A 17463-nucleotide genomic window follows, 5' to 3' on the forward strand; every position below is an offset into this window, starting at 1 on the left:
GGCGGCTGTGGAGCGCCCGGTCCGGCGGGGCCCGGCGCAGACGGCCCGGAGGCGGTCCGCGCGCCCTTCGCCGCGGAGGCGCCGCCGTGTTGCTGGTCCTTCAGCAGATGCGCGAAGGCGTCGGGCTCGTGGTACTCCTCGCCCGAGTGCGAGACCAGGTCGTCCACGCCCACGAACTGGGTCGTGCGCGGGTTGTCGCCGTACGGAAGATGCTGGGTGGCGTCGCCGTCCGGCTCGGGCGCCGGGGTGTTGGCCCACACACGGGGGTCGGGCGCGTAGGGCGACTGCGAGGGCTGGGCGTACAGCGGCTGCTGTCGGTCGTAGCTGCCCGGTGGGGGCGGGGGGTGCGCGGCACGGTCGTAGAGCGCCTCGGCGACCGGGTCCTGGGCGGACAGCTCGCGCTCCCGGTAGGGGTCCCGGTCGTAGGCGTCCTGGAGGTACATGTCGGTCGCGGGCTGCGGCGGCACCTGGCCCTGGTCGGGCGACGTCTCGGGGTGGCCCGAGCCGGCGGCGCCCTGGCCACGGTCACCGTCGTACGGCGCGTTCATGGTTACCCCACCTCATCGTCCCGGGCCAGACCGGCCACGACATCGCTCAACGGTCCACTCTCTCACCCGTGCCGGACGGGTCGGCGCTTTCCGGTGCGGTGTCCGGTGCAGGGTCACTCGGCTGGTCCGGCGCGTCCGCCCCGGAAGGAGAGGAGGACTCCGTCGTGGGGCCGTCCTCGGGGGTGCCGGACTGCTCCGGCTCCCCTTCCGTGCCGTCCTCGGCCGCGTCCTCCTGCTCGGCCCGGCGGGCCGCCGCGCGCTTGCGCTGGGTGTACATCCGGAACCCGGCGAGCACCAGCAGGAGCACACCGCCGCCGATGACCAGCATCACCGTGGGCGTGACCTCGGTGACCTTCACGTCGAAGCTGACGGGGTCGCCGTATTCCGTGCCGTCCTCGGTGTACAGCTGCGCGATCACTCCGACGCGGCCGTTGGCGTTGGCCGAGGTGGTGAACTTGACGGACTGGCTGTGGCCGCCGGAGACGTCGACGGGCTGCTCGTAGTACGCCTTGCCTCCGATCTTCAGACGGGTCGGCATGGTCGAGGTGAGCCGCAGATACAGGTGGCCGACGGGCTGCACGAGGTTGTTCTGCACGGTGACCGGGATGGTCGCGCTGCGCCCGGAGAGCTTGGTCTCCGACTTGTCGATCAGCTTGACCTGGCCCGCCAGATCGTCGAGCCAGCTCTCCACGCCGCCCCGGAAGGCGTCACCGTCGGCGCGGTGACCCCGCCACGACGTGGACATCCCGCGGTTTATGGCCCGCCCGAACGGCGTGACCACACGGGACTGGTCCGTGAGGACCACCTGGAAGTTGTCCAGCTTGTCCTGCGTGCGCGCGATCTGCTCGAAGGCCGACTTCGGCAGCTCCTGCCTGCGCAGCGAGGCGGGGTAGGCGGACGTGGAGGGAATGCGCGTGGTGGCGTTGGGGTCGGGCTTGGCCTTGGCCGCCGCGCTCAGCCCCTGGGCCTCGGACCAGGTGCCGTTCTGGAGCGCCGTCAGCGCCGTCGCCATGGCCTGGGCCTGGCTCGCGGTCGGCGTCCGCTGAGGAGCGATCACGATGCTGCGCTGCTTGTCCGTCTGCGCGTTCACCTCGAGGCTCTGGGCCAGGAACTCCTGCACGGCGAGCGTGGAGGTGTCGGCCCTGGTCAGATCGCCCTCGAAGGCCGTGGACAGCCGGGCGTCGGCGACCACGGCCGTGGTGCCACCGCCGACCGGGCGGGTGGCGGACGGCGTGTAGGACAGCCCCGAGCTCTCCCGGAGGCTGTCACTGCGGGCGATCACCCGGTCGGCGCCCGCGGAGGTGGCGACCTTCATGATCGACGGGTCCACCGCGCCCTCGACGGGCCAGGCGAAGTCGGTGCTCGGCGTGACATGGAGCACGGTCTTCACGGTCGTGGCGGCGACATCGGTCGCGTCCTTCAGGTGGCTGAGCGAGCCGGTGACGCTGGTGCCGGTGTGGGCGAGCGAGGCCAGGTCCGGGTCGCCGAAGGGCAGCGCGACGACTTCCTTGCCCGTGACGGCCTTCTGGAGGTTGGCCAGCCACTGTCGGGCGATGTCCTGGTGCTCACGGGGGCCGGGCGTGGTGGTGCCGCCGGGCGCGTTGATCCGGTAGCCCTTCGCCATGGCCTCCACAGAGGCCAGCAGGTCGGGGTCGATCACCCATGTGATGTCGAGGCCCTTGCCCAGATCCACCATCTGCGCGAGCCGGCCGCCGGGCGCGATCTCCTTGGCCAGCTCGTCGTCGCGGAAGACCGGGGTCTGCGACTCGCCCGCGCCGGTTCGCGCGGTCATGCGGACGGAGGAGATCAGCGGCCACAGGAACGTGGTCCTGGTCGTGGTGTCGGCGTCCGCGGGCTGCCAGGGCAGGAAGGTCCGCTCGACACCGAGCATCTGGTCCCAGGGCCGTGCGGGAGTCTGGCCGGACACGGCGACCCCGAACGTGTAGACGCCGTCGCCCTTGAGGTCGAGCTTGTCCACCGGGACGGAGATGCTGAAGTGCTCGGCGATACCGGGGATGAGCTTGGGGAACTTCTCCGCGTACTTGCCGTCGACCTCGGTTCCGGTACCGCCCTGGAGGGAGTGCGGATGCCGGGCGATCGCGTCGACCGCCGAGCGCGTGTTCAGCAGCGGGCCCACCCGCAGGCCGACGTGGGCGCCGGTCACGGTCTGCTTGCCGTTGTTGGTGACGGTGCCGGTCACGGTCACCGTGTCGCCGTCCGTCGGCGCGCTGGGGCTGAGCGAGTCCAGCTCGACCGCGACCGAGCCCGATGACGCGGCCTGGGCGGGCGACGCGGCGGAAAGCTGGAGCAACCCGGCCACCAGCGGCGCGCCCGCGAGCAGCGCCCCGGTGCGCCGCAGCCACCGGCGGGCAGGTGAGGCACTGGTCCCCTGGAAGTCTGCCGCCTCGGCCACGCGCTAACCCGTCTCTCGTCGTCAGTGGTCGTCGGAATGTGCGTCCCCGCATGGTAACGATGACGGCTGAGGGGAAGTGCCGCGGACCGCTTCCCAAGATCGGGTACGGCGTCGGCCTGTCCCCTATATCCACTATCAAGCGGAGCAGTGGCGTACGCCGCAAGAACTGCTCCTTGTGCGGGTATGCCGGACGGCGTCGCCGTCGGCTGCCACCGGTTAAGGAGGCGCGGCCGGTCGGCCGGGCCACGTACCCTTTTCTGTTGTGCCGAACCCCAACGAAGACACTCCCGCTGCCCTGAGCCAGGTGCAGCAGCGCGCGGTGAGCGAGCTGCTGCGGGTGGCTCCCGTCGCCGACGACCTGGCCCGCCGTTTCAAGGAGGCCGGGTTCTCGCTCGCCCTGGTGGGCGGCTCGGTCCGTGACGCGCTGCTCGGCCGGCTCGGGAACGACCTGGACTTCACCACCGACGCGCGCCCCGAGGACGTCCTGCGGATCGTCCGGCCCTGGGCGGACGCCGTATGGGAGGTCGGGATCGCGTTCGGCACGGTCGGCGCGCAGAAGGACGCCCGCGTCGGCGACACCGACCGGCGCTTCCAGATCGAGATCACCACCTACCGGTCGGAGGCGTACGACCGCACCTCGCGCAAGCCCGAGGTGTCGTACGGCGACTCCATCGAGGAGGACCTGGTCCGCCGCGACTTCACGGTGAACGCGATGGCCGTCGCGCTGCCGGAGAAGGAGTTCATCGACCCGCACGGCGGCTTGGAGGACCTCGCGGCCCGGGTGCTGCGCACTCCCGGCACGCCCGAGGAGTCGTTCTCGGACGACCCGCTGCGCATGATGCGGGCGGCCAGGTTCGCCGCGCAGCTGGACTTCGAGGTGGACCCCGGTGTGATCGCCGCGATGACGGAGATGGCCGGACGCATCGAGATCGTCTCGGCCGAACGCGTCCGGGACGAGCTGAACAAGCTGATCCTCTCCGCCCACCCCCGCAAGGGGCTGACCCTCCTGGTCGACACCGGCATCGCCGGGCACGTGCTGCCCGAGCTGCCGGCGCTGCGCCTGGAGCGTGACGAGCACCACCGGCACAAGGACGTCTACGACCACACGCTGATCGTGCTGGAGCAGGCGATCGCCCTGGAGGAGAACGGCCCGGACCTCGCGCTGCGGCTGGCCGCCCTGCTGCACGACATCGGCAAGCCGCGCACGCGCCGCTTCGAGAAGGACGGCCGGGTCTCCTTCCACCACCACGAGGTGGTCGGCGCGAAGATGACCAAGAAGCGCATGACGGCTCTGAAGTACTCGAACGAGCTGGTCAGGGACGTCTCGCAGCTCGTCGAGCTGCACCTGCGCTTCCACGGCTACGGCACCGGCGAGTGGACGGACTCGGCCGTGCGCCGTTATGTCCGTGACGCGGGCCCCCTGCTGGAACGCCTGCACAAGCTGACCCGCTCCGACTGCACCACGCGGAACAAGCGCCGGGCCGCCGCGCTGTCCCGGGCCTACGACGGCCTGGAGGAGCGCATCGCCCAGCTCCAGGAGCAGGAGGAGCTGGACGCGATCCGCCCGGACCTCGATGGCAACCAGATCATGGAGATCCTGGGTGTCGGTCCAGGCCCGGTCATCGGCCAGGCGTATAAGTTCCTGCTGGAGTTGCGGCTGGAGAACGGCCCGATGGAGCACGAGGCGGCGGTGGCGTCCCTCAAGGAGTGGTGGGCCGGACAGAACTGAGGTCGGCCGAGGCTCCGTGTTTCACGTGAAACGCGGACCAGGGTTCAGCGGAGGGGCGGTGTTTCACGTGAAACACCGCCCCTCACGCCGTCCAGGCGCCAGGGAACGCGGTACATCGTCACGGCGACCGTGCCGTAGAGGCAGGCGACGATGACCACGACCGCCGGTGAGCGGCCGTCCGCCGGGAGTATCAGGGCCGCGACCGCAGCGGCCCCGACGAAGGCGATGTTGAAGAGAACGTCGTAGACGGAGAAGACCCGGCCCCGGAAGCCGTCCTCGACGGACTTCTGCACGATCGTGTCCGTGGCGATCTTGGCGCCCTGGGTGGTCAGGCCCAGCACGAAGGCCGCGATCATCAGCGGGACCGCGGCGAAAGGGAGACCCAGGGACGGCTCCAGCACCGCAGCACCGCCCGCGCACGCCGCGATCCAGCGTCCCGGGCCGAGCCGCCCCGCCGCCCAGGGAGTGATCACGGCCGCCGCGAAGAACCCCGCTCCCGACAGTGCCAGGGCCAGTCCGAGCAGGCCGAGGCCCTCCCGCGGGGTCGTGGCGAGGCCGTACCGGCACAGCATGAGCAGCAGGACGAGCAGCGCTCCGTAGCAGAAGCGCATCAGGGCCATCGACGTGAGCGCCCAGGCCGCGTCCCGGCCGGCGGGGGCCGCGAGGTACCGGACGGCCGCGAACAGCTCGCGCGCGGTGTCCGCGAGCGCCGCACGCAGGTGTGGGTGGGCGGGCGCCCGGTCGGGGCCGAGCCGGTCGGGCGCCAGGCTCAGGGCGGTGAGTCCGGCGCACAGATACAGGACCGCGCCCGTCAGCACCACCGTGGCATCGGAATCCGGACCCGTCATGCGGATGAGGAAGGCGAGCCCGCCGCCCGCGGTCGCGGCGAGTGTCCCGGCGGTCGGGGAGAGCGAATTGGCCAGCACCAGACGGTCGGCGTCCACCACACGCGGCAGTGCGGCGGACAGACCCGCGAGGACGAAACGGTTGACGGCCGTGACGCACAGCGCGGAAGCGTAGAAGAGCCAGCCGGGCGCCCGCGTGACCATCAGTACGGCGGTGGCCGCTGCCAGCAGGGCGCGCAGCGCGTTGCCGTACACGAACACCTGGCGGCGCCGCCAGCGGTCCAGCAGGACCCCTGCGAAGGGGCCGACCAGAGAGTACGGGAGCAGCAGGACCGCCATCGCCGAGGCGATCGCCGCGGCCGAGGTCTGCCGCTCGGGGGAGAAGACGACGTATGTGGCGAGGGCGACCTGGTAGACGCCGTCGGCGCCCTGGGAGAGCAGGCGGACACCGAGCAGGCGCCGGAAGTCCCGGACCCGCAGCAACCGGCGCAGATCCTGGGCGACGGGCATGGGAGACAGCCTCACACATGCGGAAGGTCCCCGGGAGATGATCCCGGGGACCTTCCGCGCCCTGGCAGGAGCGTTCTCGTGCGAGCGGGACCGCTTTAGCGCTCGACGTCGCCGCGGATGAACTTCTCGACGTTCTCGCGGGCCTCGTCGTCGAAGTACTGGACCGGCGGGGACTTCATGAAGTAGGAGGACGCGGAGAGGATCGGGCCGCCGATGCCGCGGTCCTTGGCGATCTTCGCGGCGCGCAGGGCGTCGATGATGACGCCGGCCGAGTTCGGGGAGTCCCAGACCTCGAGCTTGTACTCCAGGTTCAGCGGGACGTCACCGAAGGCACGGCCCTCGAGGCGGACGTAGGCCCACTTGCGGTCGTCCAGCCAGGCCACGTAGTCGGACGGGCCGATGTGGACGTTCTTCTCGCCGAGGTCCCGGTCGGGGATCTGGGAGGTGACGGCCTGCGTCTTGGAGATCTTCTTGGACTCCAGGCGCTCGCGCTCGAGCATGTTCTTGAAGTCCATGTTGCCGCCGACGTTCAGCTGCATCGTGCGGTCGAGGACCACACCGCGGTCCTCGAACAGCTTCGCCATGACGCGGTGCGTGATGGTGGCGCCGACCTGGGACTTGATGTCGTCACCGACGATCGGGACGCCCGCCTCGGTGAACTTGTCCGCCCACTCCTTGGTGCCCGCGATGAAGACGGGGAGGGCGTTGACGAAGGCGACCTTGGCGTCGATGGCGCACTGGGCGTAGAACTTCGCGGCGGCCTCGGAGCCCACCGGGAGGTAGCAGACCAACACGTCGACCTGCTTGTCCTTCAGGACCTGGACGACGTCGACCGGCTCGGCGTCCGACTCCTCGATGGTCTCGCGGTAGTACTTGCCGAGGCCGTCGAGGGTGTGACCGCGCTGCACGGTGACACCGGTGGTGGGGACGTCGCAGATCTTGATGGTGTTGTTCTCGGAGGCGCCGATGGCGTCCGACAGGTCGAGGCCGACCTTCTTGGCGTCGACGTCGAAGGCGGCCACGAACTCGATGTCCCGCACGTGGTAGTCACCGAACTGCACGTGCATCAGGCCGGGGACCTTGGACGCCGGGTCGGCGTCCTTGTAGTACTCGACGCCCTGCACCAGCGACGCGGCGCAGTTGCCCACGCCGACGACGGCTACGCGAACCGAACCCATTCCGGTTGCTCCCTGTGTGTACGAGTGACGCCCCGAGTGGGTCGTCACGTGGCGGTGTCGCCGGGCGTATCCGTCCCCGGGAGGTCCCTGGGACGGGGCAGGCCGCCCGCCGATCCAGATGTGGTGTCCTGCTGAGCGGACTCCCCGGACTCCGACCCCCTCAGGTCGCGCCCGGCCCGCTCGCTTTCGATGAGCTCGTTCAGCCAGCGCACCTCACGCTCCACGGACTCCATTCCGTGGCGCTGGAGCTCGAGCGTGTAGTCGTCCAGCCGCTCCCGCGTGCGGGACAGGGAGGAGCGCATCTTCTCCAGACGCTCCTCCAGACGGCTGCGCCGGCCCTCCAGCACGCGCATCCGCACATCGCGCGAGGTCTGCCCGAAGAAGGCGAACCGCGCGGCGAAGTGCTCGTCCTCGTACGCGTCCGGGCCGGTCTGCGAGAGCAGCTCCTCGAAGTGCTCCTTACCTTCGGCCGTCAGCCGGTAGACGATCTTCGCGCGGCGTCCGGTGAGGGGAGCCGCCAGAGCGTCTTCGCGGGTGTTGCCGGGTTCCTCGATCAACCAGCCGTTCGCGACCAGCGTCTTGAGGCAGGGGTACAGCGTTCCGTAGCTGAAGGCCCGGAACACACCCAGGGATGTATTGAGTCGTTTGCGCAGTTCGTAGCCGTGCATCGGAGACTCGCGCAACAGCCCGAGTACGGCGAACTCAAGGATGCCGGAACGCCGGCTCATGAGCGCCTCCTCTCGGCACACAGCGTCTTTATCTCGCGCTGATGTATCGACTCGATACATCCCGACGATAGAACGACCTCCGGCATGCGACAAGAGGGCGGATGGTGAACGGGATCACATCACCGATTCGTACGCGGCAAGTTGCCTGATTTGGGGTGAACTTCAAGGATCGCAAGGTTTTGACGGTGCGTAGTCTGTGCGGCATGCACACCACCGGGAACCGAGGGGCGCTTGGGGGGCGTCGTGGTCCCCGGTGCAGTACGGGTGAATGCAGTAACGACCACATCCGTATTTCGGGGGGACCGGAAACCAGCCGCTGTTTCCAGGCGCGCACGGGTGCGCCTGCCCGAGGAGTAATCGTTCGATGAGCGAGCACCGTCGCAAACCGCCGCCGCCGCAGGGAGGCGGACGTGCCGCGGCCCGACGCGGCCAGCCCGGCCCGTCCTCCGGCCGCCGAGCGGCCCCGAGAGGCGCCGCCGAGCCCTCCGCCGACTCCTATGGTGACGAGCCTGCCTACGGCAGTCGCGCCGAAGCGCGCCGCGCGACCCAGAGAGGCGGCGGCCGCCGCCGAGGACCCGACAACACCGGCCCGGGGCGCGGCCGTGCCGCCGCGGCCTCCGCCAGCCCGAGGTTCATCGACTATCCCCGCGCGGGCAAGGACGGCTGGCAGCGCTGGCTGCCGTCATGGAAACTCGTGGCCACGGTCTGCGTCGCCTTCTTCGGAAGCCTGGTGGCCGTAGCGGGCATCGGGTACGCGATGGTCGCGGTGCCGGACGTCGCGAAGACCGCCAACGCGCAGAACAACGTCTATGAGTGGTCCGACGGTTCCGTGATGGTCGCGACCGGTGGCGAGATCAACCGGCAGAACCTCAACTACGCCCAGATCCCTGCGGAGATGCGGTACGCCGTGATCTCCCAGGAGAACAAGACCTTCGAGACGGACAGCGGCGTCGACCCCGTCGGCATCGCGCGCGCCTTCGTCAACATGGCCCGGGGCGGTCAGACGCAGGGTGGCTCCACCATCACCCAGCAGTACGTCAAGAACGCCAGGCTGGACGACCAGTCGCAGACGATCTCCCGCAAGTTCAAGGAGATCTTCATCGCCATCAAGGTAGGTGCCACGGTCCCCAAGGAGGAGGTCATGGCCGGCTACCTGAACTCCGCCTACTACGGCCGCGGCGCCTACGGCATCCAGGCCGCCGCGCGGGCGTACTTCGACAAGGACGCCAAGGATCTGGACGCGGGCGAGTGCGCGTTCCTTGCGGCGATGCTCAAGGGCGCCACGTACTACGACCCCGCGGGAGCGGTGTCGATCGACCCGTCCGCCACGCCCGCTGCCAACACCGCGAGGGCGACGCGGCAGATGCAGGACACGCTCAGCAAGATGGTCGAGTACAACCATCTGAGCGCGGCCGAGCGAAGCAAGTACACGAAGCTCCCCACGGTGCAGAGCCCGCACGCGAACGGTCAGCTGAGCGGGCAGATCGGCTACCTGGTCGACCTGGCCAAGGGCTACCTGATCTCCCACAAGGAGACCGGGGTCACCGCGGACAAGCTCCAGCAGGGCGGCTATACGATCCGGACGACCTTCGACAAGAAGAAGGTCGGTCAGCTCGAGAAGGCTGTCGAGACCGTCCGGAAGGCGAACATCAAGCCCGAGCTGCGTAAGGACACCGACAAGTACGTCCAGTTCGGCGGCGCGTCCGTCGATCCGAAGTCGGGTGCCATCAAGGCCATTTACGGTGGCGAGGACTGGACCAAGCACTTCACGGACAACGCGGACGCCACCGGCGCCCAGGTGGGTTCGACGTTCAAGCCCTTCGTGCTGGCGGCGGCCATGAAGTGGGGCGTGCGGGACCCGGACGGTCCTGAGGAGCAGCCGCAGGACGAGCGCACCAAGGCCTCCTGGAAGAGCCTGTACAGCGGCAAGAACAAGCTCAAGATCCAGGAGTACAACGGCAGGGTCTGGACCGACAAGGAGGGCAAGGAGTGGCTCCAGGCCAACGACGGTGACGAGTCGAAGGGCAACCCTCCCGACTACAAGATCGATCTGCGGTACGCCATGCGGTTCTCGGTCAACTCCGCCTTCGTCCAGCTGGGCATGGACGTGGGACTGGACAAGGTGAAGCAGAGCGCTCTGGACGCGGGTGTCCTGGAGAACAGCCTGGCCAGCTCCAGCTTCCCGTCGTTCTCCATCGGTACCTCGGACCCCAGCGCGATTCGCATGGCCGGCTCGTACGCGACCTTCGCGGCCAGCGGCACGCAGCGGGACCCGTACTCCGTGTCCCAGGTCAGTGGCAAGGACGGGGTCATATACACCCACAAGACCAAGTCCAAGGACGCCTTCACGTCGGATGTGGCCGACAACGTCACCGACGTCCTGAAGACCGTGGTCGACAAGGGCACGGGTACCGCTGCCCGGCTGCCCGGCCGCGACGTGGCCGGCAAGACCGGTACCACCGACGGCAACAAGTCGGCCTGGTTCGTCGGGTACACCCCCCAGCTGTCCACCGCGATCAGCATGTTCCGGATGGACGACCAGGCGAAGCCCAAGGACCGCAAGTTCCTGGAGATGTACGGAACCGGTGGGCAGAAGGAGATCCACGGCGCGTCGTTCCCCGCGCAGATCTGGCACGACTACATGATCGAGGCGCTGCAGAACGAGCCGCCGGCGAAGTTCCCGACCCCGGTTCCGCTCGGCAAGGCGCTCAACGTCGAACCGAGCCCCGCGCCCGTCCCGTCGGCCACGCAGACCCCGACCACGAGCCCGTCGCCGAGCCCGTCGCCGAGCGAGTCCGAGCTGGAGCCGTCGCCGTCGGCCACCATCACCTGTGGCTTCTTCGGCTGCCGTGACGGTGGCAATGGCAACGGCGGCAATGGCAACGGTGGGAACGGCGGGAACGGCGGTAATGACACCGGCGGCTTCAACGGTGGTACCGACACCGGTGGAGCCGGTGACCCCAGCCCGAGTACCTCAGCCACGGAAACCACAGGTACGGGTACCAGCAGGGGGACCTTCTTCGGAGGTCAGGGCGGCTAGCTCGTCCGAATGACCGGTTGTGCCCCTGATAACCGGTACGCCCGTTTCACGTGAAACATGGGCCGCCGCACCTACGAGGTGCGGCGGCCCTCGGCGTTTACGGGGGTGCGTACGGCAGGATGTGCCCCATGCCCAGTGCTGAAACGACGCCCGTGCGCGTGGCCGAGCCGGAGACGGTACGACCGACCCGGGAGGACGAGATCGCCGCGGTCGGCAGTGAGCTGATCGGCGGCCCGGTCGGGCGGCGTGCCCTGCTCGGAACGTCCTGGTGGACACCGGTCAGGGTCATCGCCCTCGTGGCGATCGGCATGTTCGTCCTCGGCCTCGTCCAGAAGGCGCCCTGCTACAACGGTGCCTGGTTCTTCGGGGCCAGTTCGCAGTACACGCACGCCTGCTACTCGGACATCCCGCACCTCTACCAGGGGCGCGGCTTCGCCGACGGGCTCGTGCCGTACTTCGACAAGCTCCCGGGCGACATGGATTACCTCGAATACCCGGTCCTGACCGGCGTGTTCATGGAAGTCGCCGCCTGGCTCACCCCGGGCAGCGGCAGCATCCAGCAGCAGGAGCAGTGGTACTGGTTCGTCAACGCCGCGATGCTGATGATCTGCGCCGCGGTCATCGCCGTCTGCGTGGCCCGTACGCACCGGCGACGCCCCTGGGACGGTCTGCTGGTCGCCCTGGCGCCCGCCTTCGCCCTGACCGCCACCATCAACTGGGACCTGCTGGCGGTGGCCCTGACCGCCGCCGCGATGTTCATGTGGTCGCGAAGCCGTCCGGTCGCCTTCGGCGTGCTGCTCGGGCTCGCCACGGCCGCCAAGCTCTACCCCGTCTTCCTGCTCGGACCGCTGCTCGTGCTGTGCTGGCGGGCCGGTAAATGGCGGGCGTTCTTCCAGGCGGCGGGCGGCGCGGTGGCCGCCTGGCTCGTGGTGAACCTGCCGGTGATGCTGTTCGCCTTCCCCGGCTGGTCGAAGTTCTACACGTTCAGCCACGACCGGTCCGTCGACTTCGGCTCGTTCTGGCTGATCTGGGCGCAGAACTCCAGCAACCCGCCCAGCATCGACTTCGTGAACACGACGGCCAGCGCACTGGTCGTGCTGTCCTTCGTCGGGATCGCGGCGCTGGCGTTCTTCGCCCCGCGCCGCCCGCGTTTCGCGCAGCTGGCCTTCCTGATGGTGGCCGCCTTCATCCTCACCAACAAGGTCTACTCCCCGCAGTACGTTCTGTGGCTGGTGCCGCTGGCCGTGCTGGCCCGGCCCAAGTGGCGGGACTTCCTCGTCTGGCAGGCGGGCGAGGTGGCGTACTTCCTCGGTATCTGGATGTACCTCGCGTACACGACCAGCGGAGACGCCCACAAGGGGCTGCCCACGAACGGCTACCACTGGGCGATCGCCCTGCACCTGCTGGGCACGCTGTACCTGTGCGCCGTGGTCGTCCGGGACATCCTCATGCCGGAGCGGGACGTGGTGCGCAGGGCCGGGGACGACGATCCCTCGGGCGGGGTCCTCGACGGTGCGCCTGACGTGTTCGTCCTGGGCGGCGCCGCGCAGGACCGGCGGGCCGCCGAACCCGCCGAGGCGCTCCGGCTGCGATGGGGAGTGCCGGGCGAGCCCACGCCCTGAGCGGGCTCACCGCGGGCGCGGACCGTCCCGGCCGGGAGGCCGGACCTGAGAAAGGCCGTGTACGAGCACCTCGTACACGGCCTTTCTCCGCTTGCGCGGGGTGCTCTAGCGGTCGACGATCCGGTCGAACTGCGTGGTGGTGTGCCGCAGGTGGGCCACCAGTTCGTCACCGACCTGCGGCTCGGGGGCGTCCGACGGCACGAAGAGGATCGACACCTGCATGTGCGGCGGCTCGGCGAACCACCGCTGCTTGCCGCCCCAGACGAACGGGGCCAGGTTCCGGTTCACCGTGGCGAGGCCGGCCCGTGCGACGCCCTTGGCACGCGGCATGACGCCGTGCAGCGCCTTTGGGGCCTCCAGGCCCACTCCGTGCGACGTACCGCCCGCCACGACCACCAGATAGCCGTCGGAGGCCGCCTTCTGCTGCCGGTAGCCGAAGCGGTCGCCCTTGGCGACGCGCGTGACGTCCAGGACGGCGCCGCGGTACTCGGTGGCGTCGTGGTCCCCCAGCCACAGCCGCGTGCCGATCCGCGCGCGGAACCGGGTCTGCGGGAACTGCTGCTGGAGCCGGGCGAGTTCGTCGGCCTTGAGGTGGCTGACGAACATGGTGTGCAGCGGCAGCCGGGCCGCGCGCAGCCGGTCCAGCCAGCCGATGACCTCGTCGACCGCGTCGGTGCCGTCGGTGCGGTCCAGCGGGAGGTGGATGGCGAAGCCCTCCAGGCGGACGTTCTCGATGGCCTGGTGCAGCTGCGGCAGGTCCTGCTCGCTGATGCCGTGCCGCTTCATCGAGGACATCACCTCGATGACGACACGGGCGCCCACGAGGCCGTACACGCCGTCGACCGACGACACCGACCGCACCACGCGGTCCGGCAGCGGCACCGGCTCCTCGCCGCGCCGGTAGGGCGTCAGGACGAGCAGGTCGCCGCTGAACCAGTCCTTGATGCGCGCGGCCTCGTACGTGGTGCCGACGGCGAGGATGTCGGAGCCCAGTCGGGTGGCCTCCTCCGCCAGCCGGTCGTGCCCGAAGCCGTAGCCGTTGCCCTTGCAGACCGGGACGAGTCCCGGGAACTGCTCCTGCACGTGCTTGTGGTGCGCCCGCCAGCGCGCGGTGTCGACGTAGAGCGTGAGCGCCATGGCCGGACCGGAACCTTTCTCGTGGCTGGGGTGGATCAGGGGGTGGAGCCGTGCGGCCGGTGAGGGCCGCTCGAAGGCTATGGAATCAAAGGTCCGCTGCTCAGCGGCGCGACATGTAGATGTCGAGAGCCTTGTGGAGCAGCTTGTTCAGCGGGAAGTCCCACTCGCCCAGGTACTCGGCCGCCTGACCGCCCGTGCCGACCTTGAACTGGATCAGGCCGAACAGGTGGTCCGTCTCGTCCAGCGAGTCGGAGATGCCGCGCAGGTCGTAGACGGTGCCGCCGAGCGCGTAGGCGTCGCGCAGCATGCGCCACTGCATGGCGTTGGAGGGCCGGACCTCGCGGCCGATGTTGTCGGAGGCGCCGTAGGAGTACCAGACGTGGCCGCCGACGATCAGCATGGTCGCCGCCGACAGGTTCACGCCGTTGTGGCGGGCGAAGTACAGCCGCATCCGGTTGGGGTCCTCGGTGTTGAGGGCCGTCCACATGCGCTGGAAATACGACAGCGGGCGCGGCCGGAAGTGGTCGCGCACCGCGGTGATCTCGTACAGCCGCTGCCACTCAGCCAGGTCCTGGTAGCCGCCCTGGACGACCTCGACGCCGGCCTTCTCGGCCTTCTTGATGTTGCGGCGCCACAGCTGGTTGAAGTTCTTGTGGACCTCTTCCAGGGAGCGGTTGGCGAGCGGCACCTGGAAGACGTAGCGAGGCTGCACGTCGCCGAAGCCGGCGCCGCCGTCCTCGCCCTGCTGCCAGCCCATGCGGCGAAGCTTGTCGGACACCTCGAAGGCGCGCGGCTCGATGAAGTCGGCCTCCATGTCGCGCAGGCGCTTCACGTCCGGGCTCTGGATGCCCTTCTTGATGGTCTCCGAGTTCCAGCGGCGGATGATCACCGGCGGGCCCATCTTCACGGAGAACGCGCCCTGGTGCTTGAGGTGGGCCAGCATCGGCTGGAGCCACTCCTCCAGGTTCGGCGCGAACCAGTTGATGACCGGTCCCTCGGGGAGGTAGGCGAGGTAGCGCTTGATCTTGGGCAGCTGGCGGTAGAGGACCAGCCCGGCGCCGACCATCTCGCCGGTGCGCTCGTCGAACCAGCCGAGGCTCTCCGAGCGCCACTCGGCCTTCACATCTGCCCATGCCGGGACCTGCATGTGGCTAGCCGCCGGCAGGCTCTGGATATAGGCCAGATGCTGCTCGCGGCTGATGGTCCTCAGGGTCAGGCTCATGTCGGGGCGCTCCTCGGGCTGGTGTGTCCCCATGGGTACAGGGGCTCCGGCTCTCGCGCCGAAGCCTACTGCCCGGTGCGAGCGCCCCGACTGGGGCGTACGGCACCTACTTCCCGGCCGGTGGCCGGGAAGTAGCCCCCGGGCGTCTTCGTGGATGTGGTGCGGGGGTGCTGTGCGCGGGGTGTCGGGTGGGTCAGCTGCCGATCAGACCGCCGAACAGGCCGCCGTTCGACATGCCGATCAGGAAGCCGATGCCGGAGAGGCCGAGCCCCACGACCAGGCCGAAGCGCTCGCGCGTGGTCACCGAGATCCACTGTCCGTACGCGCCGCCGACGATCCCCACCAGGCCGGCCCATGAGGCGAGCAGGTGGAGGCCGGTGAAGAAGGACGTGATGAAGGAGAGCAGTCCGAGGACCAGCGTCGCCACCGTCAGGGTGTCCTGAAGCGGATGGGGCTTTCCGTCGGTGGCGAAGAGGGAGCCGGCGATGTTCGGGAACGATGCCTGTGCCATGTGGGCACCTCCTGCGGATAGCGGCGGCGCACTGTAGCGCCTTACACACCCGATGTGTACAGATTGGCTGCCCCCACGGCCTGATTTCAACCGGAAGCCGGTGTGCGGGTACTCTGTAACGTCTGCACCGGTGTCTGCCCGCACCTTTCCAGGTCACTGCGCGGAACTTCCTTGGAAGCCTCCGACTGTCAGTGGCGGCCGATACCGTTGCGCACGCATCACGACCCTCCTGCCACGGAACGACCGTGGCCGCTGAGTCCAAAGGAGGTGGGTTCCACATGCGTCACTACGAGGTGATGGTCATCCTCGACCCCGATCTCGAGGAGCGTTCGGTCTCCCCGCTGATCGAGAACTTCCTCTCTGTCGTCCGCGATGGCGGCGGCAAGGTGGAGAAGGTCGACACCTGGGGCCGTCGTCGTCTGTCGTACGAGATCAAGAAGAAGCCCGAGGGCATCTACTCGGTCATCGACCTGCAGGCCGAGCCTGCGGTCGTCAAGGAGCTCGACCGCCAGATGAACCTGAACGAGTCGGTCCTCCGGACCAAGGTCCTCCGCCCCGAGATGCACTGAGCCCTCGGCTCAGCTGATCTCGGGATTCGAGTAGCAACCAAGCAGCCAGAGCAGCAATCCCGCCGAGAGGTTCCCCCATGGCAGGCGAGACCGTCATCACGGTCGTCGGCAATCTTGTCGACGACCCCGAGCTGCGCTTCACCCAGTCCGGTGCGGCGGTCGCGAAGTTCCGCGTCGCGTCCACTCCCCGCACCTTCGACCGGCAGACCAACGAGTGGAAGGACGGCGAGAGCCTGTTCCTGACCTGCTCGGTCTGGCGTCAGGCGGCGGAGAACGTCGCGGAGTCCCTCCAGCGCGGTATGCGCGTCATCGTGCAGGGCCGGCTGAAGCAGCGGTCCTACGACGACCGTGAGGGCGTCAAGCGCACGGTCTTCGAGCTGGACGTCGAGGAGGTCGGCCCCAGCCTGCGCAGTGCGACGGCCAAGGTCACCAAGACCTCCGGCGGCGGTGGCGGCGGCGCACGCGGCGGCCAGGGCGGATACGGCGGCGGTGGCGGCGGCTGGGGCGGTGGCTCCGGCGGCAACCAGGGCGGCGCTCCTGCCGACGACCCGTGGGCTTCCGGCGCTCCTGCCGGTGGCAACCAGGGTGGCGGCGGCTGGGGCGGTGGCTCCGGCGGCTCCGGTGGCTCTGGCGGCGGCGGTGGCTACTCGGACGAGCCCCCCTTCTAGGGGCTCGCATTCCCACTTCTTGATCACACAGGAGAAACACCATGGCGAAGCCGCCTGTGCGCAAGCCTAAGAAGAAGGTCTGCGCTTTCTGCAAGGACAAGGTCACGTACGTGGACTACAAGGACACGAACATGCTGCGGAAGTTCATTTCCGACCGCGGCAAGATCCGTGCCCGCCGCGTGACCGGCAACTGCACGCAGCACCAGCGTGACGTCGCCACGGCCGTGAAGAACAGCCGTGAGATGGCGCTGCTGCCCTACACGTCCACCGCGCGATAAGGGAAGGGTGACCGACAAATGAAGATCATCCTCACCCACGAGGTCTCTGGCCTCGGTGCCGCCGGCGATGTCGTCGACGTCAAGGACGGTTACGCCCGCAACTACCTGATCCCGCGGAAGTTCGCTATCCGCTGGACCAAGGGTGGCGAGCAGGACGTGGCGCAGATCCGCCGCGCCCGCAAGATCCACGAGATCCAGACCATCGAGCAGGCCAACCAGATCAAGGCCCAGCTCGAGGGTGTGAAGGTCCGTCTGGCCGTTCGCTCCGGCGACGCCGGTCGTCTCTTCGGTTCCGTCACCCCGGCCGACGTCGCTTCCGCGATCAAGGCTTCCGGTGGCCCCGAGGTCGACAAGCGCCGCGTCGAGCTGTCCGCCCCGATCAAGACCCTGGGCTCCCACGAGACCTCGGTGCGTCTGCACCCCGAGGTTTCCGCCAAGGTCAGCGTCGAGGTTGTCGCGGCCTGA

General features: G+C 69.1%; 14 protein-coding genes and 1 pseudogene. 7 read left to right on the forward strand and 8 right to left on the reverse strand.

The annotated features are described in order from the left end of the window. Window positions 1-548: pseudogene (locus GTW40_RS30485) on the reverse strand (murein biosynthesis integral membrane protein MurJ); the annotation flags it as partial. 46 nt (window positions 549-594) lie between these two features. Next, entirely contained in the window at window positions 595-2961 is a 2367-nt protein-coding gene (locus GTW40_RS30490) for a DUF6049 family protein (RefSeq protein ID WP_161183365.1), read from the reverse strand. Between the two features lie 262 nt (window positions 2962-3223). On the opposite strand from GTW40_RS30490, the gene GTW40_RS30495 reads away from it, so the two are divergent. After that, complete coding sequence (locus GTW40_RS30495) at window positions 3224-4690, forward strand: CCA tRNA nucleotidyltransferase (RefSeq protein ID WP_161183366.1); 1467 nt, start codon at window positions 3224-3226, stop codon at window positions 4688-4690. Between the two features lie 44 nt (window positions 4691-4734). On the opposite strand, the gene GTW40_RS30500 is transcribed toward GTW40_RS30495, so the two are convergent. The 3 genes from GTW40_RS30500 to GTW40_RS30510 all read right to left on the reverse strand — a co-directional run bounded on the left by GTW40_RS30500 (window position 4735) and on the right by GTW40_RS30510 (window position 7951). Continuing rightward, window positions 4735-6045 carry an MFS transporter gene (locus tag GTW40_RS30500; protein ID WP_161183367.1) on the reverse strand — a complete coding sequence of 437 codons (1311 nt, stop codon included), beginning with the start codon at window positions 6043-6045 and terminating at the stop codon, window positions 4735-4737. Window positions 6046-6140: 95 nt separating this feature from the next. Then, window positions 6141-7223 carry an inositol-3-phosphate synthase gene (locus GTW40_RS30505; protein WP_161183368.1) on the reverse strand — a complete coding sequence of 361 codons (1083 nt, stop codon included), beginning with the start codon at window positions 7221-7223 and terminating at the stop codon, window positions 6141-6143. 44 nt (window positions 7224-7267) lie between these two features. Beyond that, complete coding sequence (locus GTW40_RS30510; protein WP_161183369.1) at window positions 7268-7951, reverse strand: PadR family transcriptional regulator; 684 nt, start codon at window positions 7949-7951, stop codon at window positions 7268-7270. Window positions 7952-8315: 364 nt separating this feature from the next. Between GTW40_RS30510 and GTW40_RS30515 the strand changes: the two genes are divergently transcribed. Continuing rightward, the gene (locus GTW40_RS30515) at window positions 8316-10991 is read left to right on the forward strand and encodes a transglycosylase domain-containing protein (RefSeq protein ID WP_161183370.1); all 2676 of its coding nucleotides are present in this window, start codon (window positions 8316-8318) and stop codon (window positions 10989-10991) included. Window positions 10992-11119: 128 nt separating this feature from the next. Further along, window positions 11120-12613, forward strand: a complete 1494-nt coding sequence (locus GTW40_RS30520; protein ID WP_202486630.1) for a glycosyltransferase 87 family protein — start codon at window positions 11120-11122, stop codon at window positions 12611-12613. Window positions 12614-12718: 105 nt separating this feature from the next. Here the strand turns inward: GTW40_RS30520 and GTW40_RS30525 are convergent, their stop codons facing one another. The 3 genes from GTW40_RS30525 to GTW40_RS30535 all read right to left on the reverse strand — a co-directional run bounded on the left by GTW40_RS30525 (window position 12719) and on the right by GTW40_RS30535 (window position 15483). Continuing rightward, window positions 12719-13750, reverse strand: coding sequence for an alanine racemase (locus tag GTW40_RS30525; RefSeq protein ID WP_161183372.1), 1032 nt, complete (start codon window positions 13748-13750; stop codon window positions 12719-12721). Window positions 13751-13850: 100 nt separating this feature from the next. After that, window positions 13851-14972, reverse strand: coding sequence for a peptidoglycan bridge formation glycyltransferase FemA/FemB family protein (locus GTW40_RS30530; protein ID WP_161183373.1), 1122 nt, complete (start codon window positions 14970-14972; stop codon window positions 13851-13853). Window positions 14973-15165: 193 nt separating this feature from the next. After that, a complete protein-coding gene (locus GTW40_RS30535; RefSeq protein ID WP_161183374.1) occupies window positions 15166-15483 on the reverse strand; it encodes a hypothetical protein in 318 nt (105 codons plus the stop codon). Window positions 15484-15761: 278 nt separating this feature from the next. Between GTW40_RS30535 and rpsF the strand changes: the two genes are divergently transcribed. The 4 genes from rpsF (at window position 15762) to rplI (ending at window position 17463) form a co-directional block, all read left to right on the forward strand. Then, on the forward strand, window positions 15762-16052 hold the full coding sequence (gene rpsF, locus GTW40_RS30540; protein WP_003975025.1) for a 30S ribosomal protein S6: 291 nt from the start codon (window positions 15762-15764) through the stop codon (window positions 16050-16052). Window positions 16053-16129: 77 nt separating this feature from the next. Further along, the gene (locus GTW40_RS30545) at window positions 16130-16720 is read left to right on the forward strand and encodes a single-stranded DNA-binding protein (RefSeq protein WP_161183375.1); all 591 of its coding nucleotides are present in this window, start codon (window positions 16130-16132) and stop codon (window positions 16718-16720) included. A gap of 41 nt (window positions 16721-16761) precedes the next feature. Continuing rightward, window positions 16762-16998: a 30S ribosomal protein S18 gene (gene rpsR, locus GTW40_RS30550; RefSeq protein ID WP_003949403.1), complete on the forward strand. Its 237-nt coding sequence runs from the start codon at window positions 16762-16764 to the stop codon at window positions 16996-16998. Window positions 16999-17016: 18 nt separating this feature from the next. Next, complete coding sequence (gene rplI / locus GTW40_RS30555) at window positions 17017-17463, forward strand: 50S ribosomal protein L9 (protein WP_161183376.1); 447 nt, start codon at window positions 17017-17019, stop codon at window positions 17461-17463.

Source organism: Streptomyces sp. SID4985, assembly GCF_009863025.1.
GTDB lineage: Bacteria > Actinomycetota > Actinomycetes > Streptomycetales > Streptomycetaceae > Streptomyces.

Bases quoted from the DNA above. Each gene is read 5' to 3' on its own strand.
- GTW40_RS30530 (WP_161183373.1), bottom strand. From the start codon at position 14,972: ATGAGCCTGACCCTGAGGACCATCAGCCGCGAGCAGCATCTGGCCTAT.
- GTW40_RS30520 (WP_202486630.1), top strand. From the start codon at position 11,120: ATGCCCAGTGCTGAAACGACGCCCGTGCGCGTGGCCGAGCCGGAGACG.
- GTW40_RS30510 (WP_161183369.1), bottom strand. From the start codon at position 7,951: ATGAGCCGGCGTTCCGGCATCCTTGAGTTCGCCGTACTCGGGCTGTTG.
- rpsR (WP_003949403.1), top strand. From the start codon at position 16,762: ATGGCGAAGCCGCCTGTGCGCAAGCCTAAGAAGAAGGTCTGCGCTTTC.
- GTW40_RS30505 (WP_161183368.1), bottom strand. From the start codon at position 7,223: ATGGGTTCGGTTCGCGTAGCCGTCGTCGGCGTGGGCAACTGCGCCGCG.
- GTW40_RS30500 (WP_161183367.1), bottom strand. From the start codon at position 6,045: ATGCCCGTCGCCCAGGATCTGCGCCGGTTGCTGCGGGTCCGGGACTTC.
- rplI (WP_161183376.1), top strand. From the start codon at position 17,017: ATGAAGATCATCCTCACCCACGAGGTCTCTGGCCTCGGTGCCGCCGGC.
- GTW40_RS30525 (WP_161183372.1), bottom strand. From the start codon at position 13,750: ATGGCGCTCACGCTCTACGTCGACACCGCGCGCTGGCGGGCGCACCAC.
- GTW40_RS30535 (WP_161183374.1), bottom strand. From the start codon at position 15,483: ATGGCACAGGCATCGTTCCCGAACATCGCCGGCTCCCTCTTCGCCACC.
- GTW40_RS30545 (WP_161183375.1), top strand. From the start codon at position 16,130: ATGGCAGGCGAGACCGTCATCACGGTCGTCGGCAATCTTGTCGACGAC.
- GTW40_RS30515 (WP_161183370.1), top strand. From the start codon at position 8,316: ATGAGCGAGCACCGTCGCAAACCGCCGCCGCCGCAGGGAGGCGGACGT.
- rpsF (WP_003975025.1), top strand. From the start codon at position 15,762: ATGCGTCACTACGAGGTGATGGTCATCCTCGACCCCGATCTCGAGGAG.